Origin of the sequence: Paraburkholderia diazotrophica (assembly GCF_038900755.1) — a bacterium.
Classification (GTDB): Bacteria; Pseudomonadota; Gammaproteobacteria; order Burkholderiales; family Burkholderiaceae; genus Paraburkholderia; species Paraburkholderia diazotrophica_A.
In genome coordinates this window covers 1-17,488 of sequence record NZ_JBBPEN010000012.1, presented here as the reverse complement: position 1 = coordinate 17,488, position 17,488 = coordinate 1, and the positions used below count along the sequence as shown (strand labels likewise).

Below are 17,488 nucleotides of genomic sequence, written 5' to 3'. Positions count from 1 at the left end.
CTAACTTACGATAGGAAAAAATAACTACGGCTGTAGTGTTAGGCGTTAACAGAATGACTTTTGCAGGTGTCGCCAGCATATGATGCAGCAGGCGATTCTGAGAAAAGCCTCGTGGATGCAAGCGAGTTGTTCGAAGCGGATGCGCAGTCGGCGGAAGTTGTGAAGCCACGAGATGGTCCGCTCCACAACCCAGCGTGTTTTGCCTAGCCCGCTACCATGAGGCTGACCACGTCGAGCAATTTGAGTTGCAATGCCGGCGGCATGGAGTGGACGGCGATATTTGTCATGGTCGTAGCCTCTGTCACCCTGAACGACCCGAGGCTTTGACAGTGGTTTGCCACGCTTGCCGCGGATTGGCGGAATGGCCTCGACCAGCGCCTGAAGTTGAGTGACGTCGTTGCGGTTGGCGCCGGTCAGAATCACCGCGAGCGGGATGCCCTGCGCTTCGGTGACGAGATGGTGCTTTGAACCGGGTCGCGCGCGGTCTGTGGGATTCGGTCCTGTTTTTGACCTGAGCCCACAGCGCGTGATTAAAGAGGAATCGACGATGACACGAGACCAGTCGATTTGGTCGGCTGCGCGCAATCGCGCAAGCAGCACACCTCGTGCAACTGCTCCCAGACGCCAGCGGCCTGCCAGTCACGTAGGCGAAGCCAGCAACTCATGCCGCTGCCGCAACCCATCTCGCGAGGTAGCAGGTCCCAACGCAGGCCCGTCTGCAAGATGAAGAGAATGCCGGTGAGCACCGCACGATTGTCGAGCGGCTTGCGCCCCGGATAACGGATTCGCCGTAGTTTGGGAGGGGCAGCAACGGTTCGATGAGTGCCCAAAGTTCGTCGTCGAGTATCGGCTTGGCCATGTCCTTTTCGTCGTCGAAACAATGAAAAGGTTAACAGCATTCTTCGAGGGTTAACAGCCCCTTCGTTCATTAGAGGGTAGCCACGTTCCCTTCCGGAAACGCGGCCCCCGAAGAACCGTACGTGCGAGTTTCCCCGCATACGGCTCAAGCACGGCAAGAAGGATCTCACTGATGCCGGTTGTGCCTGCAGCAACACAACCTTCGCTGACGTCGCATCGCCGATTCATCCCGCTGACGCGGGACAAGGGCGCTGAACCGTAGTGCCACCGGTCTTTCTCAAGCTTCCCTTTCGCGAACCTTTGATGCAGGCCAGCGACCGCCGCACCGCGCGCACGTCAGCACCCTTTCAGGCTGGGGCAAATTTTGAACCCCTATGTCGCCCATTACAGGCAACCATTCGCTTCTTGCGCATTCTCAATCTCGCTTCCTCAGCAGTGTCCCTTGCGGTTCACCTGCCAGCATCCCATTGAATCGGGCGTTGGCGAAGAATCGGGGTTCCCGCGTTCCCATCCCTACCGACCCGAATACTCCCGGGCCTATCCGTTTAGCACCTGCCTATCCCACGACGGCACTCCGACGACGTGCATCCATAACAAAGAGATGTAACCGGCCGTTCACCATTTTGGTCAGAGCCTCTCAGCAGCTTTGGCTCTTTGAAGCTAACGAGGTTTGCAACAGTTCACTTGCGTTGTGAGCGGGTAAGGAGACGACATCGCTGCCGCCCCCTCCCCAAAGAACCGCCCAAGCGACTTTCACCGCAAACGGCTCAAGCACGGCTAAAGCATCATCAGCTGATACCGGTCTCACCAGACTGCACAAGACCTTCGCAGATATCATTTCGTTGGTCCATCCCATGGCTGAGACGAGGGCGCTGAACTGCAACACCGCAGTGTCTTCCAAGCTTCCCTACATCGAACCTCAAATATGAGCCTGCGACAGCCACACTTCGCGGAAGTCTGCACCCTTTCAGGTCAGGGCAAATCTCGAACCCCTATGCGGACTATTATCGCCCGCCATTCGCTTTTTCCGCGTTCTCGTATCCACTTGTCCAACAGATCCCCTTGCGGGTCACCTGCCGCAGCCAAACCACTGGCGTGGACGGACAATTGGACTTACCACGTTCCCGTTTTTGCCGACCCGAATGTTCCCGAGCCTGTCCGGTTAGTGCCCGACTCTCCCCCGGCAGCTCTTTTGACGACGTGCCCCCACGCATGAAGAGGACAACCGGCTGCACACCATTTTGGTTTGGGCCTGCCAGCCGCTTTGGCCCGTTGCAAGTGACGAGGGTTTCGACGGTTCACATATGTTGCACGTACGGAACTTGCCTAGCCTTCACGCCGCATCACGGCTAGCAGCGTCGCCCCTGATCCCGTCGCCGAGCGGGCCGGCTTTCGCGAAGTGCATTGTTCCTGGAGCTTCACACCCGATCGTTACCAATCACGCGTGTCCAGGTAGGCAACTGTTGGTCGCACAACAGGTCACAGCGTCCATCGCGATACGTCAGCGGTGAAAATGCGACAAGACAAAAACGAGCTTTGCTGCCGTTTACTACTTGACGTTCGACACGCCGCGGGCAGCAGCACGTGTCGCACCATGCGGAACTTGCCTGGCCCCCAAACCGCGCGGCTGCTGGCAATGTCGACTCCTTTCCGATCTCCCGGATGAGTTGCCCATAAGGAGGGTACGTTGTCCCCGAAGCTTCGAACCCGACCGTTACCGGTCGCGCACGTTCAGGTAGGCAACTGCTGGTCGTACAGCAGGTCACGGCTTCACTCTCCGATGTTCAGGTAGTTGAATGTGACAAGGCAGAGAAGAGCTTTGCCATCCACTACGTTGCCGATATACGTTCGGCGGACGGCGACACGCGTCGCGCTTGTTAAGGGTTCTTAGGCAAACGAGCAACTCACGCAGTTCAACTTACCCATTGCTCCATGCCGTTTGTCTTCATCGTTTCAGCAGCGTCTGTAGCGCCGCGATCACCCGCGCTGGACCTCGAGCTCGGTGCATCATTCGGGCGTGGATAGGCGCTTCGGTCCTGCGCAAACACGGGTTCCGTTCGTAGAGTGCGATGCTCTGCGTGTGGACCGCCTGGCTTCCTTTTGCGCCTACACCCGGCCATCGTGTAACGACATGTGAACGTCTGGCGCTGGCGTTCGTGCTGGGCCGATGCTGCTGACCAGCGCAGAGCGTGCATTTGGTTTAGCGCTCGGGATAAGGTAATGCAGGGCTATAACCTTCTGGAATCTTGACCTTTGAAAAATGGACTTTGATTTTTCCACGAGACGCGCCTAACATGTGTCGTCACGCGAGTGTGCTTCGGGTGGGTGGGCAGCAGCGTCCGCGCGACAATTGTTATTGAAGAGGGGTGTCGCAGATTGGCGTAGGTGTTGCCAGAGATGCGTGTTCGGGTTACATGCGAGAAGCGGCATCCCGATCTTGACATGCAAGTAGTCGCATGCTCCTTGAAGCTTCGGGTCCCCTTGAAGAAGTTACGACCCGTCCATTGTACCCGTGCCGCCGACGGGGATTCCATCGGATCCTTGGGCCGTCGTATGCGTTGTAATCATTTCGAACATAGATCTTTGCGTTCCGCACGTCTGGTTGGTCACATAATTCTCGAACGTCATGAATCATCCTCCACATGCTGACGAGCGTTCTCTGCAGCAAAGCACGGTTCATCGTGTTGCATCTTATGTCGTCGAAGCTCGCGGTAAGCGGGTGTCCGGGTTTGTCAGGGAATCTGCGCTAAAGCGCATCCTCGACCTCTTATGCGCAGTGGGGGCGGGGGCTGGCGAGCCAAGCGTTGTCGCAATCCGCGCAACAGCATGTAAATATCTGGGATCGGGCGATATACCGATGTGGTTTACGGGAACGGGCAGTTCGGTCGTTGGTGCCGCGTGGGCGAATAGCGCGGCTGCGTCGACGCTAGATCTCGACGACGGGCATCGACGCGCGCGCGGGCACCCGGGCGCGGCGATCATTCCAGTAGCCTTTGCGGTTGCAGCTGAAATAGGCGCCGGACTGGAAGAGCTGATTGCGTCGATCGTCATTGGTTATGAGGTTGGTGTAACTATCGCAGCTGCCCGTACAACGTACGGCACGACAGGGACGTGGTCATCCTACGCAGTTGTCGCAACAGCCGCGGCCTTGCGACGCACTCCGTGTAGTGTCATTGAGCATGCGTTGGCTATAGCAGGCGAAAGCGCGCCTAATTCGTTGTTCATGAGTGCACCGCCGCTGTCCCTCCCAACGCCAGAAAGCAGCGACATCAAAGAGGGGATACCATGGTCGGTAGTGACGGGGATGCTGGCGCTCGATCTCGCAGAAGGGGGCTTCACCGGTCCTCGGAATATACTTGACAGCGGTCTATTCTATGGGTTTGCCGACATGTCGCCCCTCGGGGAGTCTCTGCATATCTGCAACGCCTACTACAAGCTCTATTGCTGCTGCCGGCACGTTCATCCGCCCCTGGAAGCCACCTTGAGGCTGATCGAGCAATATCAACTCGACGCGAAAGCGATTGAGGCGATCGACATTGAGACGTACAGCGGGGCGCTGCGCATCGCGAATCAGACCGAGCCAGCCAGCCTTGTAGACGTTCAGTACAGCATCCCTTATTGCGTGGCCCTCGCCGCCCTCGCGGGGCGAGAGTCGCTTTTGCCCCTCACCATGGACTGCTTAAGCTACGAGGGAGTGAGCGCGCTTGCCAACAAAGTTTCGCTAACGGTCGACGCCGAATTTGAGAAACAGTTCCCTGCCAAAACACTCGCCCGCGTCACAATCGTGTGCGGGGGACGTCGGTATGTGTCTCAGGTTACCGAGCCACGCGGCGAAGCTGGTGACGCCCTCTCCTGGGAAGAACTCAAGGCAAAGTACATTGCGGCTACACGGCTCTACGCCACTGGTGCGCAGCAAGAGAAACTGCTCGCCGCGGTTGAAGAGCTGCGCTCAAAAGCTGACTTGGAGCCGTTAAAGGCCTGTATGACTGCTTCGTTTGAAAATGGTATAGCGCGCGCCGATGCTTAAAGAGCGGCTGTTTCAAAAACCGAAGCGCAATGGGATATTGAGCGGTTGACAATGGTTGTGTCGAGGCTTCGGGCATGCGCGCGACCATCTCCAGAGGCAAATGAAAGGCGTGATAGCACGTGGCCTGCCGTTCAGGCTGCCGGCGACGGCGTCGAGTTTATCCTGACAGTAGACGGAGAGATGGGGTCTTTCGGTAGGCGCTGACGCAACGATCCGTCGGTGTTTTCACAGGTAACCGCTGGCTGCCACGCCGAATCGGTCTGGGCTGAAACCGGATGCTGATGCCGCCAACACGCGTATCGGCCAGCGGCTTGCGGAAGTCGCCAACGCACGCGTGCACGCCACCACGCCTGAGCGGCCGAGCGCAAGGTTGGCCTTAGAGTGGGCTGCACTGCTGCCGTTGCCGACCTCGATGTCTGTGCCAATTCTGTCGGCTCGCCACTGCGTCGCGTGTTACCGCACCAGAGCCTGCAACGCCGGCTGGCAGCGTATGACGTGTTGAAATCGATCGATTCGGAACTGTGGGTTCCCCAACTATCGCGCTTTTGGATTTGGGGAGCCAAATCGGCCCGACTAGTCCATTGCGTCATTGAAAAAGCACCTAATTTGGTATTCAATGAAACGCATGGAAAAGATGAACTTGACGGCGCTTGAGCGCAAACAGTTGCTTTCGGCGGCTTGTAGCCAAACGGTGCGCGCAGCGGACACGCGGCGTGCGCGGTTGATCCTGATGCTTGACGACGGCGAAACACGTGAGGCGATCATGCAGCGGCTGCGCTGTGACTCCCGCTTCATCAGCCGTTGGTCGAGCCGGTTTCTGGCCGAGCGGCTGGCAGGCCTGTACGCACGCCATCCGGGGCGAGCTCCGGTGCATCCGCCTGAAAAGCTGGAGGCGCGGGTTCTGAATCTCACGCTCAAGCAGCGGCCCCCGGACGGCTCGACGCATTGGAGCAGCTATAAGCTTGCCGCGGCTCTGGGCGATGTGGGCGCCTCGACAATCCAGCGCATCTGGCGCAAGCACGGCGTGCGGCCCCACCGGCTCGGTACGCACATGGTCTCAAATGATCCTGACTTCGAGACCAAGGCGGCAGACGTGATCGGTCTGTATCTGAATCCGCCTGCACACGCGGTGGTGTTCTGCGTAGACGAGAAGACGGCAATTCAGGCCCTGGATCGTAAAGACCGGATGCTGCCGCTGTCGCCCGGGCGCGCCGAGAGCCACGGCTTCGAATACAAGCGCAACGGCACGCTGAGCCTGTTCGCGGCGCTCAATACGGCAACCGGGGAAGTCATCGGCAAGACGGCGCCGCGCCATACCAGCGAGCAGTTCGTGGCCTTCCTCAACGACGTTATTACCAGCCAGCGGCCCAAACAAGAGATCCATGTGATCTGCGACAACGTCAGCAGCCACAAGACCCCGCGCGTGCAAGAGTTCCTGCGGCAACACAAAAACGTGCGGTTGCATTACACGCCGACCTATACCTCCTGGCTCAATCAGGTGGAGAACTGGTTCTCGCGCATCCAGCGCGACGTGATTGCGCGAGGCATCTTCACTACGGTAAAGGATCTGGAGCGCAAGCTGATGCGCTATATCCGCAAGCACAACAAGAATCCCACGCCGATTAAATGGAAGTACGACGATCCATCGCGGCGAATTCGTCCGGTGCCATTTCAATGACGCAGTGGACTAGTGCGCGCCACAACTGCACCGGCGCGACGCCAAGTAGCTATAACCCCCGGGAATACCATCTCGCCGCAACTCGACTTTGACACTCGATTTGGCCGACCGTATTCTTAAAATTACCTTCGATCGCTGGGTACAGAGAGAAGCCATGATGAACGGACGACCGGCCGGTTGCCTGTTCTATCCATTGGATGCGCCTTGTGCGCTGCCTTCGCCTCTGCATTGTTGGCACGATAACGAAAGGTATTACAGCATTCAATGAATATCGACAACGATAATCTTACATGTCAAGCACGCGATGTTCAGTCACGAGGAGTTGAAATGAAGGAGACTAATGCACTTCGATCGGCGTTCCCGCCGGCTCGTAGTTACGAAGTGTCAACCGCAGAGGCGGACGGAACTGCGTTCAGGACGACGCGATATAAAACACCGACACTCGTAGCCGATGGCATATACAAAAATTACGGCGTTCACGAAGTGCTGAAAGGAGTGTCCCTTCAGGCGGAGCGCGGCGACGTGATCTCATTGATTGGCAGTTCCGGGTCGGGGAAAAGCACGTTTTTGCGATGCATGAATCTCCTCGAGATCCCGACCAAGGGTCGCATTGCGGTGGCGGAGCATGAGATTATCGTCGGAACCGACGCAACGGGTCGCGTCATCGGGATGGACCATAAGAAGATTGATCAGATGCGCATGCAACTTGGTATGGTCTTCCAGGGCTTCAATTTGTGGTCCCATATGACCGTACTGCAAAATGTGATGGAAGGGCCGGTTCATGTGCTGAAGCTGCCAAAAAACGAAGTGCGGGATAGGGCAATGGATTTTCTGGGGAAAGTTGGCGTTGCGGACAAGCACACGTGTTACCCATCTGAGTTGTCTGGCGGGCAGCAGCAGCGAGTGAGCATCGCGCGTGCGCTCGCGATGCAACCGGCTGCGCTCCTTTTCGACGAGCCGACCTCCGCACTCGATCCCGAGCTAGTGGGAGAAGTACTGAAAGTCATCAGGAAGTTGGCGGAAGAGGGCCGCACTATGGTTGTCGTTACTCATGAGATGGGCTTCGCTCGTGATGTTTCCAACAAGATGATCTTTCTTGAAAGGGGACGCATTGAGGAAGAAGGGACGCCAGAAGAGGTTTTCAAAAATCCAGCATCGCCGAGATGTCGCGAATTTCTATCGCGTGTACTTTAACTGACTTCAAACGCGATGTTGAAATCCGGTAATTCGCAAAACGAAGAAGATAGGACATGGTCCAGGAGATGTTCATGAAGTTCCTAAAAATCGGCGCGTTCATTGGAATGCTGTCTGCGGCATTGATGCTCTGCGACCCTGTTATGTCCAAGGAGTACAGGACAATCACAATTGGTACCGAGGCTTCGTATGCTCCTTATGCCTTCAAGGACACGAGCGGCAAGATGGTTGGCTTTGAGATCGATGTGGCTAACGACTTGTGCCGACGGATGGGATTGCAGTGCGAAATCGTCGATCAGGCCTATGACAGCCTGATCCCTTCTCTCTCGTCCGGTCGGTTTGATGCAATTATGGCTGCAATAGGGATCACACCCGCCCGAGAAAAGGTTATTGCATTTTCCAGGCCGTACGTCACCACTCCGATGGTTTTCGTCACCACATCGTCGAGTGATCTAGCCTCTCTCAAAATATCGCCGGCCAGTCTGGACCTGGACAAGTTTGATGCTGGTGAACAGTCGGCGATCAATAAGATCACCTCTGCTCTGAAGGGAAAAACCGTTGGGGTGCAGGTGGGCAGTAACTTCGAGACATTCATGAAAAAGTTCATGCCGACCGTAAGAGTGTCGACATATGACACGACAGATAACATGATGCTCGACTTGACGGCCGGGAGAATTGATGCGGGGATGGTTTCCTTCAATTTTCTCAAGCCGTTGATGGACAAGCCTGACGGTAAGAATCTGCGGACATTTGGCCCGAGCTTGACAAATGGGCCGTTCGGCAGCCGAGTGGCCGTTGGACTTCGCAAAGATGAAGATCAACTGCGTGCGATGTTTGACAAGGCGATCGGGAAAGCAATTTCGGATGGCAGCCTGCGCAGACTTGCCATCAAGTGGTTCGGCTTCGACAATTCGCCGAAGGAATAGGTAAGTGAATACGGTCGTTTATCGATAGTCGAACTCAATTTGATGGGGAATAAAAGTGGATATTTCAGTGCTCGCATGGGGAAGCACAGCGTGGGTTGATGAATTTGCGCGTGGCACGCTCATGACCGTTGCCGTTGCGGTGTGTTCATTTCTCGTCGGAATTTTGCTTGGCTCGATTTTCGCCGCAGCGAAACTTTCCCACTTGAGGTCGCTGCGCCTTCTAGCTGACGTCTATACGACGGTCATACGCGGAATTCCCGAGCTGCTAATAATTTTTCTGGTATTTTTTGGTGGCGGCACGTTGCTCCGGTATGTCGCGAATGCCGTTTTCGGATTCGAAGGCTATATTGAATTGCCTGTTTTCGCAGTCGGTGTGCTCTGCATTGGTATCAGTGCCGGAGCCTATGCGACAGAGGTCATTCGGGCGGCGGTCATAGCCATTCCGACAGGACAGATCGAGGCGGCAGTGGCAATGGGAATGGGGCGGGTGGTGCTACTTCGTCGGATCCTTATCCCACAGGCGGCCAGGTTCGCGTTGCCCGGTCTGGGAAATGTCTGGCAACTCGCATTAAAGGATACGTCGCTCATTTCCGTCGTTGGGCTCATTGAGATCATGCGCACGGCTGCCATCGGAGCTGGCTCTTTCAAAGAGCCATTCACCTTTTATCTGGCCGCCTTCGTGATTTTTCTTTTTCTTTCTTCGATCTCGAATCAAGGATTTCTGAGAGCAGAGAAGTGGGCTAACCGCGGCGTAAGGAGCCGGTGATGGATTTTCAGTTGATTTTCGAGTCGTTTCCCAAGCTTATTGCGGCGGTACCCGCGACCGTGGCATTGGCTTCCGTGTCGCTTTTTATTGGTTTTCTGCTCGCGGTCCCAATTGCATTGGCTCGGCTTTCACCTAGTAGATTTTTGGCTTCTCTCGGTTCTGGTTATGTGTATGTGGTGCGGTCCACACCGCTTCTAGTGCAAATGTTTCTGATTTATTATGGGTCTGGCCAGTTTAGAATCACCTTGGAATATCTCGGTCTGTGGGGGCTGTTTCGCGATGCGTGGTTTTGTGCGATTTTAGCTCTGTCGCTGAACACTGCCGCATACACCAGCGAAATCATTCGTGGTGGTGTCCAGTCAGTGCCATGGGGGCAAATTGAAGCGGCGCGGTCAATTGGCATGTCGAGCGTCCTTTTGTTCCGCCGTATTGTCTTCCCTATTGCAATGCGGCAAGCTCTCCCAGCTTATGGGAGCGAGCTTATGATTATGGTCAAGTCAACGTCACTTGCATCGACAATTACCATAGTCGAAGTGACAGGGGTGGCCAAGCAAATTATCTCTAACAGCTACCGCCCGGTAGAAGTGTTTCTAATTGCCGGTTGCATCTATCTCAGCTTGAATTTTCTCATCAGCAGAGTGATATTCATGATCGAAAGACGGATTGGTCCGAAAAAACGCGACCGCACGGTCGGATCGTTCGCTGCAGTGGCCATGCATTGAGTATCCCGGCACGGCGTCCGCCGCCCATGAACGCGTCAGCCGTTCGACGACGTGGAAGTGGCCTGACGGTACGAGGCGACATTCTCCCGTGGCGAGCGGCTTCGTCCGGCCCCGCGAGAGTAATTAATCGTTTTATAAAGCTTTTTTCTCATTGCCGCTGCTTGATCTTGAAGGTCGTCCGGCTGCGTCGCAATGTTCAAGTTCGAAAGTTCAATTGATGTTATCGAGGCACCATGACGAATCATGTAGTCGACGCTGAGCGTTATCCCCAAGGCGGGATTGTTCAAAAATTTTCCGCTTATATCGTTCAAGCGAGGGAAAACCAGGCCCCAGCAGAGTCGCTGGAGTTTGCGCTCAAATGTATCCTTGATCTGCTCAGTGCTGTCGGCGCTGGAGTTGGGCAGCCGGGGGCGCTTGCGATCCGAAAGACGGCTCACGAAACCCGGCCTCCTGGTGACATTCCCATTTGGTTCACGGGAGAGACCAGTTCCGTCATTGGCGCTGCTTGGGCAAACAGTGCCGCCGCCTCTGCGCTAGACCTGGACGACGACACGCCAGCATCTCGGGGCCATCCTGGAGCTGCGGTCATTCCAACAGCCATTGCCGTTGCCCGGGAGACGAACGCTACTTTTGGAGAGCTATTGAATGCGATCGTCATTGGTTATGAAGTGGGCACAGCGATTAGCGCTGCGCGCGCCTACGGAAGTACCGGTACGTGGGCGCCTTATGCGGTCGTCGCAGCGGCTGCGGCGCTTCGTCGGTCCTCTCGCGAGGTGATTGAACACGCTTTGGCGATTGCGGGGGAAAGTGCACCCAATCAGTCGTTGGCGAGCGCTCCCGCTCCCCGGAATCCGCATCCCGCGCCAAACCATGTCAAGGAAGGCATTACGTGGGCCGTCGCGACAGGCTTGGAGTCGCTTGCATCGGCACAGAACGGTTTTCATGGTGCCCGCAATATCCTGGACGCAACGCGCTACTACAATTTTCCGGGCGACCTAAGCCTCGGTTCCTACCAGTACATTCGCACGACGGGATTTAAACCATATTGCTGTTGTAGGCATCTACATGGTGCGCTTGACGCATTAATTGAGCTGATCAAAGAGCATCGGTTAGTCGCCGGAAATATCGACAGCATCGAGGTCGAAACATACGGGCCCGCCCTGCGCATCTCGAACTGGCAAGAACCCCGAGATATAATGGACGTTCAGTATAGCCATCCCTACTGCCTCGCGCTGGTCGCGCACTACGGCCACGAGGCCTTGCTGCCATTGACTGGCGATGTACTAAACGATCCCGCGGTCACTGCGCTTTCGCACAAGGTTGAACTTTCGCTAAGTCGTGAGCTGGATCAGATCTACGCCGAAAGCGGCATGCTGCCGGCGCGCGTCACAGTCACATGCGGGGACCAGTGCTTCGTTTCACCTATAACATTCCCGAAAGATAACGGTCTTCCGTGGGATAAGCTTGAGGACAAGTTTCGACAGGCCACGCGTTTCGCTGCCACTCCGAAGCAGCAGGACATGGTGATCAGGGCCATTTCGGAGGCTAGACGAGGCGATATTCGCGGTTTGATGGAAAGCTTGTCAGAGGTCCGGCTCGATTAAGAACGGTGTTGATGTAGCTCGCGTAGTTCGGAACATTACGGTCATCGACAGTCTCGGCTTGCGGGAGCATCGCCGCGCAAGCAGTGGCTACCGTTGCATTCATCGAATGATCTGCATTGTCCAACTCTTCCGCTGAGGCTTGTCTGCGTACGGATGGTCTGCGCAAACGGCCGGGTAATTCGGCGCCACGCGTCTCTGATGACTGTGCTCGACCGGATGCCGGATCTCTGCGTTCGACTGCGAGACCTTGGGCTCCCGGTCGACGGCGACGCCTTCGGCTGCCAATGTCCGGAACTACTTTCTCGGAGCCTCTTTGATGTACTGGGCCGCTTTTATCCCTGCGTCTAACGATCTGGCAATGGGTCGCACACGGAAGTAGCTGCTAGCGCGAGCGTTCAACGGTGCCAGGGACCGACCTGACCGTTAGCAGGACGGCCGTCTCCATGGATTAAAAGGGCCAGATTTGTGCATTTGGTCAATTTAAACGTCCTGTACTGTTACGATATGGGAGCGACGCCGGGTGTCAGTACGCTGTCTCGCCGGTGACCTAAAGACGTGGGGTTCTAAAAGCGGCGGCACATGAAAAGACAACTTCAGTTACGGCAGATAGAGGCATTTAAAGCTCTCATCGAGCAGGGCACGGTGAGTCGAGCAGCTGAGGTTCTTCACGTGACCCAACCTGCCGTGAGCAAACTGCTAGTCCACCTTGAGGAGGAGACAGGTCTTCTATTGTTCGAACGAATCAAGGGCCGGCTTACTGCGACGGCGCAAGGCATGCGCCTGTACGGCGAGGTCGATAGAGTGTTCGCAGGCCTGAGACAAATTGAAGAGGCGATCGGCATCATCCAGCGAAAGGACATGAGTCACTTTGCAATAGGAGTGCTTCCAGAATTATCGGGGGCATTCATCAGGCGAGTGACGATGATGTTCCTCGCCCGGTGTCCAGATGTTCGTCCGACGATCCATATGCGAGCGTCCAACATTGTGTCGGATCGCGTCGCCACGCGTCAGATGGACGTTGGATTCACAACGAGCTTGATGAGTAGTCCAAATTCGGTGGTGACACCTATTATGGAGAGCCCGCTGGTTTGCATCATGCCGAAGGGGCACCCCCTGAGCGGACGCGAGTTCGTCACCCCGGAGCACGTAGAGGGAATCCCGTTCATCGGATATGCGGCGGATAACCGTACGACGAATGCTTTCAATGACGCCATCCGCGCTTACGGGGTCGATCTCAATGTCGTGTTAGAAAGCGAGACCACGCCTACGCTGTGTGAATTTGTTACGGCCGGACTCGGGATCTCATTGGTACACCCGCTATCTGTCATCGACATGCAAGGTCGTTTAGATATCAGGCGATTCAAGCCAGATATTCCAGAGTACTTTCATTTCTGCCATGCGAGGTCGGCGAAAAATATCGAACTTGTGCAGGAGTATGAACGATGCGCAAAAAAGATTGCTGAAGAGGCGTGGGTCGAGATATTCGGTGAGTCCATCGCAAAGCAATCCTAGCGGAACGCTGAGGTGGGTCATCTTAACGGAGCTGCCGTTCGCCGTTTATTTACGCTCGATACTTTTTTGCATTGAACGTGTCGACGGAAACCATCTTCAACAGCTTGAAGAACGGGCGAGTACGAGGTATAGCACGCATCACGAAGCCGTGGCGGACTTGTTCGAATACATGGACGTGTTTCATAACCGCAGTCGTCGTCATTCATCGCTTGGCTTCACGTCGCCAACCCAGTTCATGGAGGACTGGCTTGCTGCCGGGCGGACAAAGGTAGATTAGCGTGTCGTCCACGCTGGTTTGGTCGTCCGGGAGTCGGCCCGTACCTTCGGCGATTGCGACCCCCTCGTTGAAAGATCCGATGAGCTACTGCAGCTCTGTAAATCGCGCGTATTTTTTTGACAAAGATCTGTGACCTACCAGGCTGCGCGCTTTTTCCTATAACCACTGAGAATACCTCGCACGTTAAATTCGACTTTGACGCGTTGCTGGGGCGATCATACAGTTAACTCAAATCATTCAGGAAAAGAGGCGGGCTTGATACGCGAGAACCATGATGTCGTCATAGTTGGCGGCGGTGTTGTCGGCTGCGCATTGGCGTATGGGATGCTGGGTCGAGGAAAGCGCGTGCTTGTGCTCGACGGGGGCGACCGCGACCCGCGCGCGTCCAAAGCAAATTTCGGTCTTGTCGGCGCATACGGGAAGGGATATGGTGCGCCTCGCTACCAGCAACTCTCACGCGAGAGCGTCGCACTTTGGCCCGTCTTTGCAACAGCGTTGCAGGATGAAACGGGCATTGATGTCGAGTATGAAAACGATGGCTGCTTGCGCTTTTGCCTAAACGAAGCGGACTTTCAGGAGGAGGCCGAATTCCTTGCGGGCTGGAATGCCCAAAGCCCGAAGATCGACCCATGTGCGCGCATGATCGATCGGTCGGTATTGGAACAGCTGTTGCCTGGAACACGGCTCGGGCGCGAAGTGGTGGGGGCGGGAATTGGCGTTGCTGATGGCCATTGCAATCCGCTTAAGCTGTTGCAGGCGCTGCAACAAGCCATTGGGTTACGCGGCGGTGCTCTGGCTGGCAATCACGCGGTGTCGAAGATCGAGCCATGTCCTGACTCCAGTTTTCGTGTTCATGCACAAACCCCGACAGGTCCGCGTTGTTTCGAAACGGAACAATTGATCATTGCGGCCGGGCTTGGTTCCACAGCCCTAGGGAGTATGGTGGCGCTCGACGTGCCGTTGCGCCCCCAGCGTGGCCAGTTACTGGTAACTGAACGGCTCGACCCGATTCTACGCCTGCCCGCTAGTGGCATTCGGCAGACGCGCGACGGTACAGTCATGATAGGCGTAAGTCATGAGGAAGTGGGTATGGATCTCGGTACTACTACCTTCACGGCTGCCAGGATGACAAGGCGCGCTTTGCGAATTTTGCCGGATCTTGCGATGGCTCGCCTCATCAGGCATTGGGCATGCCTGCGCATCATCACCCCGGACGAGCATCCGGTATACGCGCAGTCTTCAACGTATCCTGGTGCGTGGATCGCGCTCTGTCATTCCGGCATCACCCTTGCGGCCGTTCATGCGGGACCAGTTGGGGATGCTCTCGCGCGCAACGTACTGCCAGAAAATTTCGAGTTCTTCCACCATAGGCGCTTCGATGTTTCGCAAGTTATCTAGTCCCGCCGAGGACGCAGTGGTCACGGTGTCGATCGACGGCAAGCACGTGAAAGCCGAGCGAGGTGAATCCGTGGCGGCAGTCCTAGTGCGTGAGGACAACCCCGTCGCTCGCACCACGCCGCGAAGCGGTAGTCCACGCGGACCTTTTTGCATGATGGGCGTGTGCTTCGAATGCCTTGCTGTCGTCGATGGTGTAGCGTCTACGCAGACCTGTCTGACAATGGTGCGCGACGGGATGCGCATCGAACGTCAACACGGTCGCCGCAAACTCAGTGAGGCGGTTGCTGATTCAAACGACGTTAGTGGCGATCTTCCAGGTGGCGAGGTGCATTTGTGATGCGAACGTTCGATATTCTGATTGTGGGTGCGGGACCTGCCGGCATGAGTGCCGCAATACGTGGCACTCGTCTCGGAATGACCACGATCCTCGTGGACGAACAGTCTGCACCGGGCGGTCAGATATGGCGCGCCGTCGAGGCAAACGTCCAGCGAGGTGTTCATCAAGGGTTAGGCACTGCGTACAGCGCAGGCGCGAGGGTGGTGCAGAACTTTCGCGAATGCGGCGCGCACTATCTGCCGGAGACGCGTGTATGGCAGATCGAGCCAGCGTCTGGCCCAGGAAAACCCGCCGGTCCTGGCGAGTGGATTGTCTTCTTGAGCCGCGCGGATGGCGCTGAAAGTATTCGCGCTCGCCATGTATTGCTAGCGACGGGCGCACAGGAACGGCCCATGCCTTTTCCAGGTTGGACGCTTCCGGGTGTAATGACAGTTGGCGCCGCGCAGATTCTGCATAAAACCGCTCACCAGATACCCGATCAACCCGTCTGGATGGCCGGCAGTGGTCCATTGCCACTGCTCTACATGACGCAACTGCTCGACGCCGGCGGTAGGATTGCAGGTTGGCTTGACACGACTCCCCGTGGCGGCCTCCGTCGGGGCATTCCGAATATACGTGGCGCAGTTGACGGCTGGCATGATCTCCTTAAGGGACTATTGTGGTCAGCAAGGCTGCGCGGGAAGGGGTTCCCAATTGTCCGAAACGTCACTAGCGTCCGCGCTTTCGGTATCGGCCGTCTTGAACAGATCGTTTATCGCACCGACCATGGGCTGTCGGGCGAGATGGCCGCCGACATTCTTCTGGTTCATGAGGGCGTCGTTCCGTCTATCCACTTCACTCAGGCGATGGGATGCAGCCATCGATGGAACGAAGCCCAAGTTTGTTTCGAGCCCGAAGTTGATACGTGGGGTGAAACCAGTATGACTGGTCTCTATGTCGCAGGCGACGGGGCTGGCATCGGCGGCGCGAAAGCTGCATGCACGCGCGGGGAACTTGCTGCCATCGGCGTCGCGCTTTCCTCGGGCGCTCTGTCGGCAGAGCGCGCAAGCGGGCTTGCCGCGCCGCTGCGTCGGCGGCTGGGACGGGAGCTGGCGATGCGGCCTCTGCTTGATTCGGTCTATCGGCCGCGTACGGAGATTTTCACACCGCCCGATGAGACGATTGTCTGCCGCTGCGAAGAGGTAACGGCTGCCGATATCCGGTTGGCCGCGCGGCTTGGCCAGCCGGGGCCGAACCAGCTGAAGGCATTCACGCGCGCGGGAATGGGCCCGTGTCAGGGCCGTCAATGCGGCTACACCGTTGCTAACTTGCTTGCATCTGCGCAACGTCGCTCCGTCGCTGCGGTTGGTTTCCAAGGCGTGCGGCCCCCACTGAAGCCGATAACGCTCGCGGAGCTCGGTGCACTTGACGAATCATCATGACGGCACGTAGGCGTGCCCCGGCACTAGTCCATTGCGTCATTGAAAAAGCACCTAATTTGGTATTCAATGAAACGCATGGAAAAGATGAACTTGACGGCGCTTGAGCGCAAACAGTTGCTTTCGGCGGCTTGTAGCCAAACGGTGCGCGCAGCGGACACGCGGCGTGCGCGGTTGATCCTGATGCTTGACGACGGCGAAACACGTGAGGCGATCATGCAGCGGCTGCGCTGTGACTCCCGCTTCATCAGCCGTTGGTCGAGCCGGTTTCTGGCCGAGCGGCTGGCAGGCCTGTACGCACGCCATCCGGGGCGAGCTCCGGTGCATCCGCCTGAAAAGCTGGAGGCGCGGGTTCTGAATCTCACGCTCAAGCAGCGGCCCCCGGACGGCTCGACGCATTGGAGCAGCTATAAGCTTGCCGCGGCTCTGGGCGATGTGGGCGCCTCGACAATCCAGCGCATCTGGCGCAAGCACGGCGTGCGGCCCCACCGGCTCGGTACGCACATGGTCTCAAATGATCCTGACTTCGAGACCAAGGCGGCAGACGTGATCGGTCTGTATCTGAATCCGCCTGCACACGCGGTGGTGTTCTGCGTAGACGAGAAGACGGCAATTCAGGCCCTGGATCGTAAAGACCGGATGCTGCTGTTGTTGGCGGTCTAAAAGCGCGCATAAATGACGACAGGAGCTTGAGCGAATCCGTCAACAATTAAGGGGCCCACGCGGGCCCCTTCCTGTTGATGCTGACCTGGAGTCAGAACGAAGGCGGGC

General features: G+C 56.8%; 11 protein-coding genes and 4 pseudogenes. 14 read left to right on the top strand and 1 reads right to left on the bottom strand.

All coding sequences use genetic code 11. The features are described from left to right. Positions 1-45: 45 nt before the first annotated feature. Positions 46-859: pseudogene (locus tag AABE10_RS29465) on the bottom strand (IS5 family transposase). Positions 860-3,484: 2,625 nt separating this feature from the next. On the opposite strand from AABE10_RS29465, the gene AABE10_RS29460 reads away from it, so the two are divergent. The 14 genes and pseudogenes from AABE10_RS29460 to AABE10_RS29395 all read left to right on the top strand — a co-directional run. After that, entirely contained in the window at positions 3,485-4,885 is a 1,401-nt protein-coding gene (locus AABE10_RS29460) for an MmgE/PrpD family protein (RefSeq protein WP_342936718.1), read from the top strand. 235 nt (positions 4,886-5,120) lie between these two features. Beyond that, positions 5,121-5,395, top strand: a pseudogene (locus AABE10_RS29455) (IS21 family transposase); the annotation flags it as partial. 106 nt (positions 5,396-5,501) lie between these two features. Then, positions 5,502-6,563, top strand: coding sequence for an IS630 family transposase (locus AABE10_RS29450; RefSeq protein WP_342936717.1), 1,062 nt, complete (start codon positions 5,502-5,504; stop codon positions 6,561-6,563). Between the two features lie 327 nt (positions 6,564-6,890). Further along, positions 6,891-7,757 (top strand): ABC transporter ATP-binding protein, encoded by an 867-nt coding sequence (locus tag AABE10_RS29445; RefSeq protein ID WP_342936716.1) that lies wholly within the window; start codon positions 6,891-6,893, stop codon positions 7,755-7,757. 74 nt (positions 7,758-7,831) lie between these two features. Then, positions 7,832-8,683, top strand: a complete 852-nt coding sequence (locus AABE10_RS29440) for a transporter substrate-binding domain-containing protein (RefSeq protein WP_342936715.1) — start codon at positions 7,832-7,834, stop codon at positions 8,681-8,683. 55 nt (positions 8,684-8,738) lie between these two features. Continuing rightward, positions 8,739-9,449 carry an ABC transporter permease subunit gene (locus AABE10_RS29435; RefSeq protein ID WP_342936714.1) on the top strand — a complete coding sequence of 237 codons (711 nt, stop codon included), beginning with the start codon at positions 8,739-8,741 and terminating at the stop codon, positions 9,447-9,449. Next, a complete protein-coding gene (locus AABE10_RS29430) occupies positions 9,449-10,171 on the top strand; it encodes an ABC transporter permease (RefSeq protein ID WP_342936713.1) in 723 nt (240 codons plus the stop codon). The genes AABE10_RS29435 and AABE10_RS29430 overlap by 1 nt, the downstream gene beginning before the upstream one ends. A gap of 233 nt (positions 10,172-10,404) precedes the next feature. Continuing rightward, positions 10,405-11,775 (top strand): MmgE/PrpD family protein, encoded by a 1,371-nt coding sequence (locus tag AABE10_RS29425; protein ID WP_342936712.1) that lies wholly within the window; start codon positions 10,405-10,407, stop codon positions 11,773-11,775. Positions 11,776-12,354: 579 nt separating this feature from the next. Continuing rightward, positions 12,355-13,287 (top strand): LysR substrate-binding domain-containing protein, encoded by a 933-nt coding sequence (locus AABE10_RS29420; protein WP_342936711.1) that lies wholly within the window; start codon positions 12,355-12,357, stop codon positions 13,285-13,287. Positions 13,288-13,361: 74 nt separating this feature from the next. Further along, positions 13,362-13,564 (top strand): annotated as a pseudogene (locus AABE10_RS29415) (IS3 family transposase); the annotation flags it as partial. Positions 13,565-13,819: 255 nt separating this feature from the next. Then, complete coding sequence (locus tag AABE10_RS29410; RefSeq protein ID WP_342936710.1) at positions 13,820-14,962, top strand: FAD-dependent oxidoreductase; 1,143 nt, start codon at positions 13,820-13,822, stop codon at positions 14,960-14,962. After that, positions 14,943-15,299 carry a (2Fe-2S)-binding protein gene (locus AABE10_RS29405; RefSeq protein WP_342936709.1) on the top strand — a complete coding sequence of 119 codons (357 nt, stop codon included), beginning with the start codon at positions 14,943-14,945 and terminating at the stop codon, positions 15,297-15,299. Before AABE10_RS29410 ends, AABE10_RS29405 begins: the two co-directional genes overlap by 20 nt. Beyond that, positions 15,299-16,720 (top strand): NAD(P)/FAD-dependent oxidoreductase, encoded by a 1,422-nt coding sequence (locus AABE10_RS29400; protein WP_342936708.1) that lies wholly within the window; start codon positions 15,299-15,301, stop codon positions 16,718-16,720. Before AABE10_RS29405 ends, AABE10_RS29400 begins: the two co-directional genes overlap by 1 nt. A 66-nt stretch (positions 16,721-16,786) precedes the next feature. Then, positions 16,787-17,368 (top strand): annotated as a pseudogene (locus AABE10_RS29395) (helix-turn-helix domain-containing protein); the annotation flags it as partial. Positions 17,369-17,488: the final 120 nt, after the last annotated feature.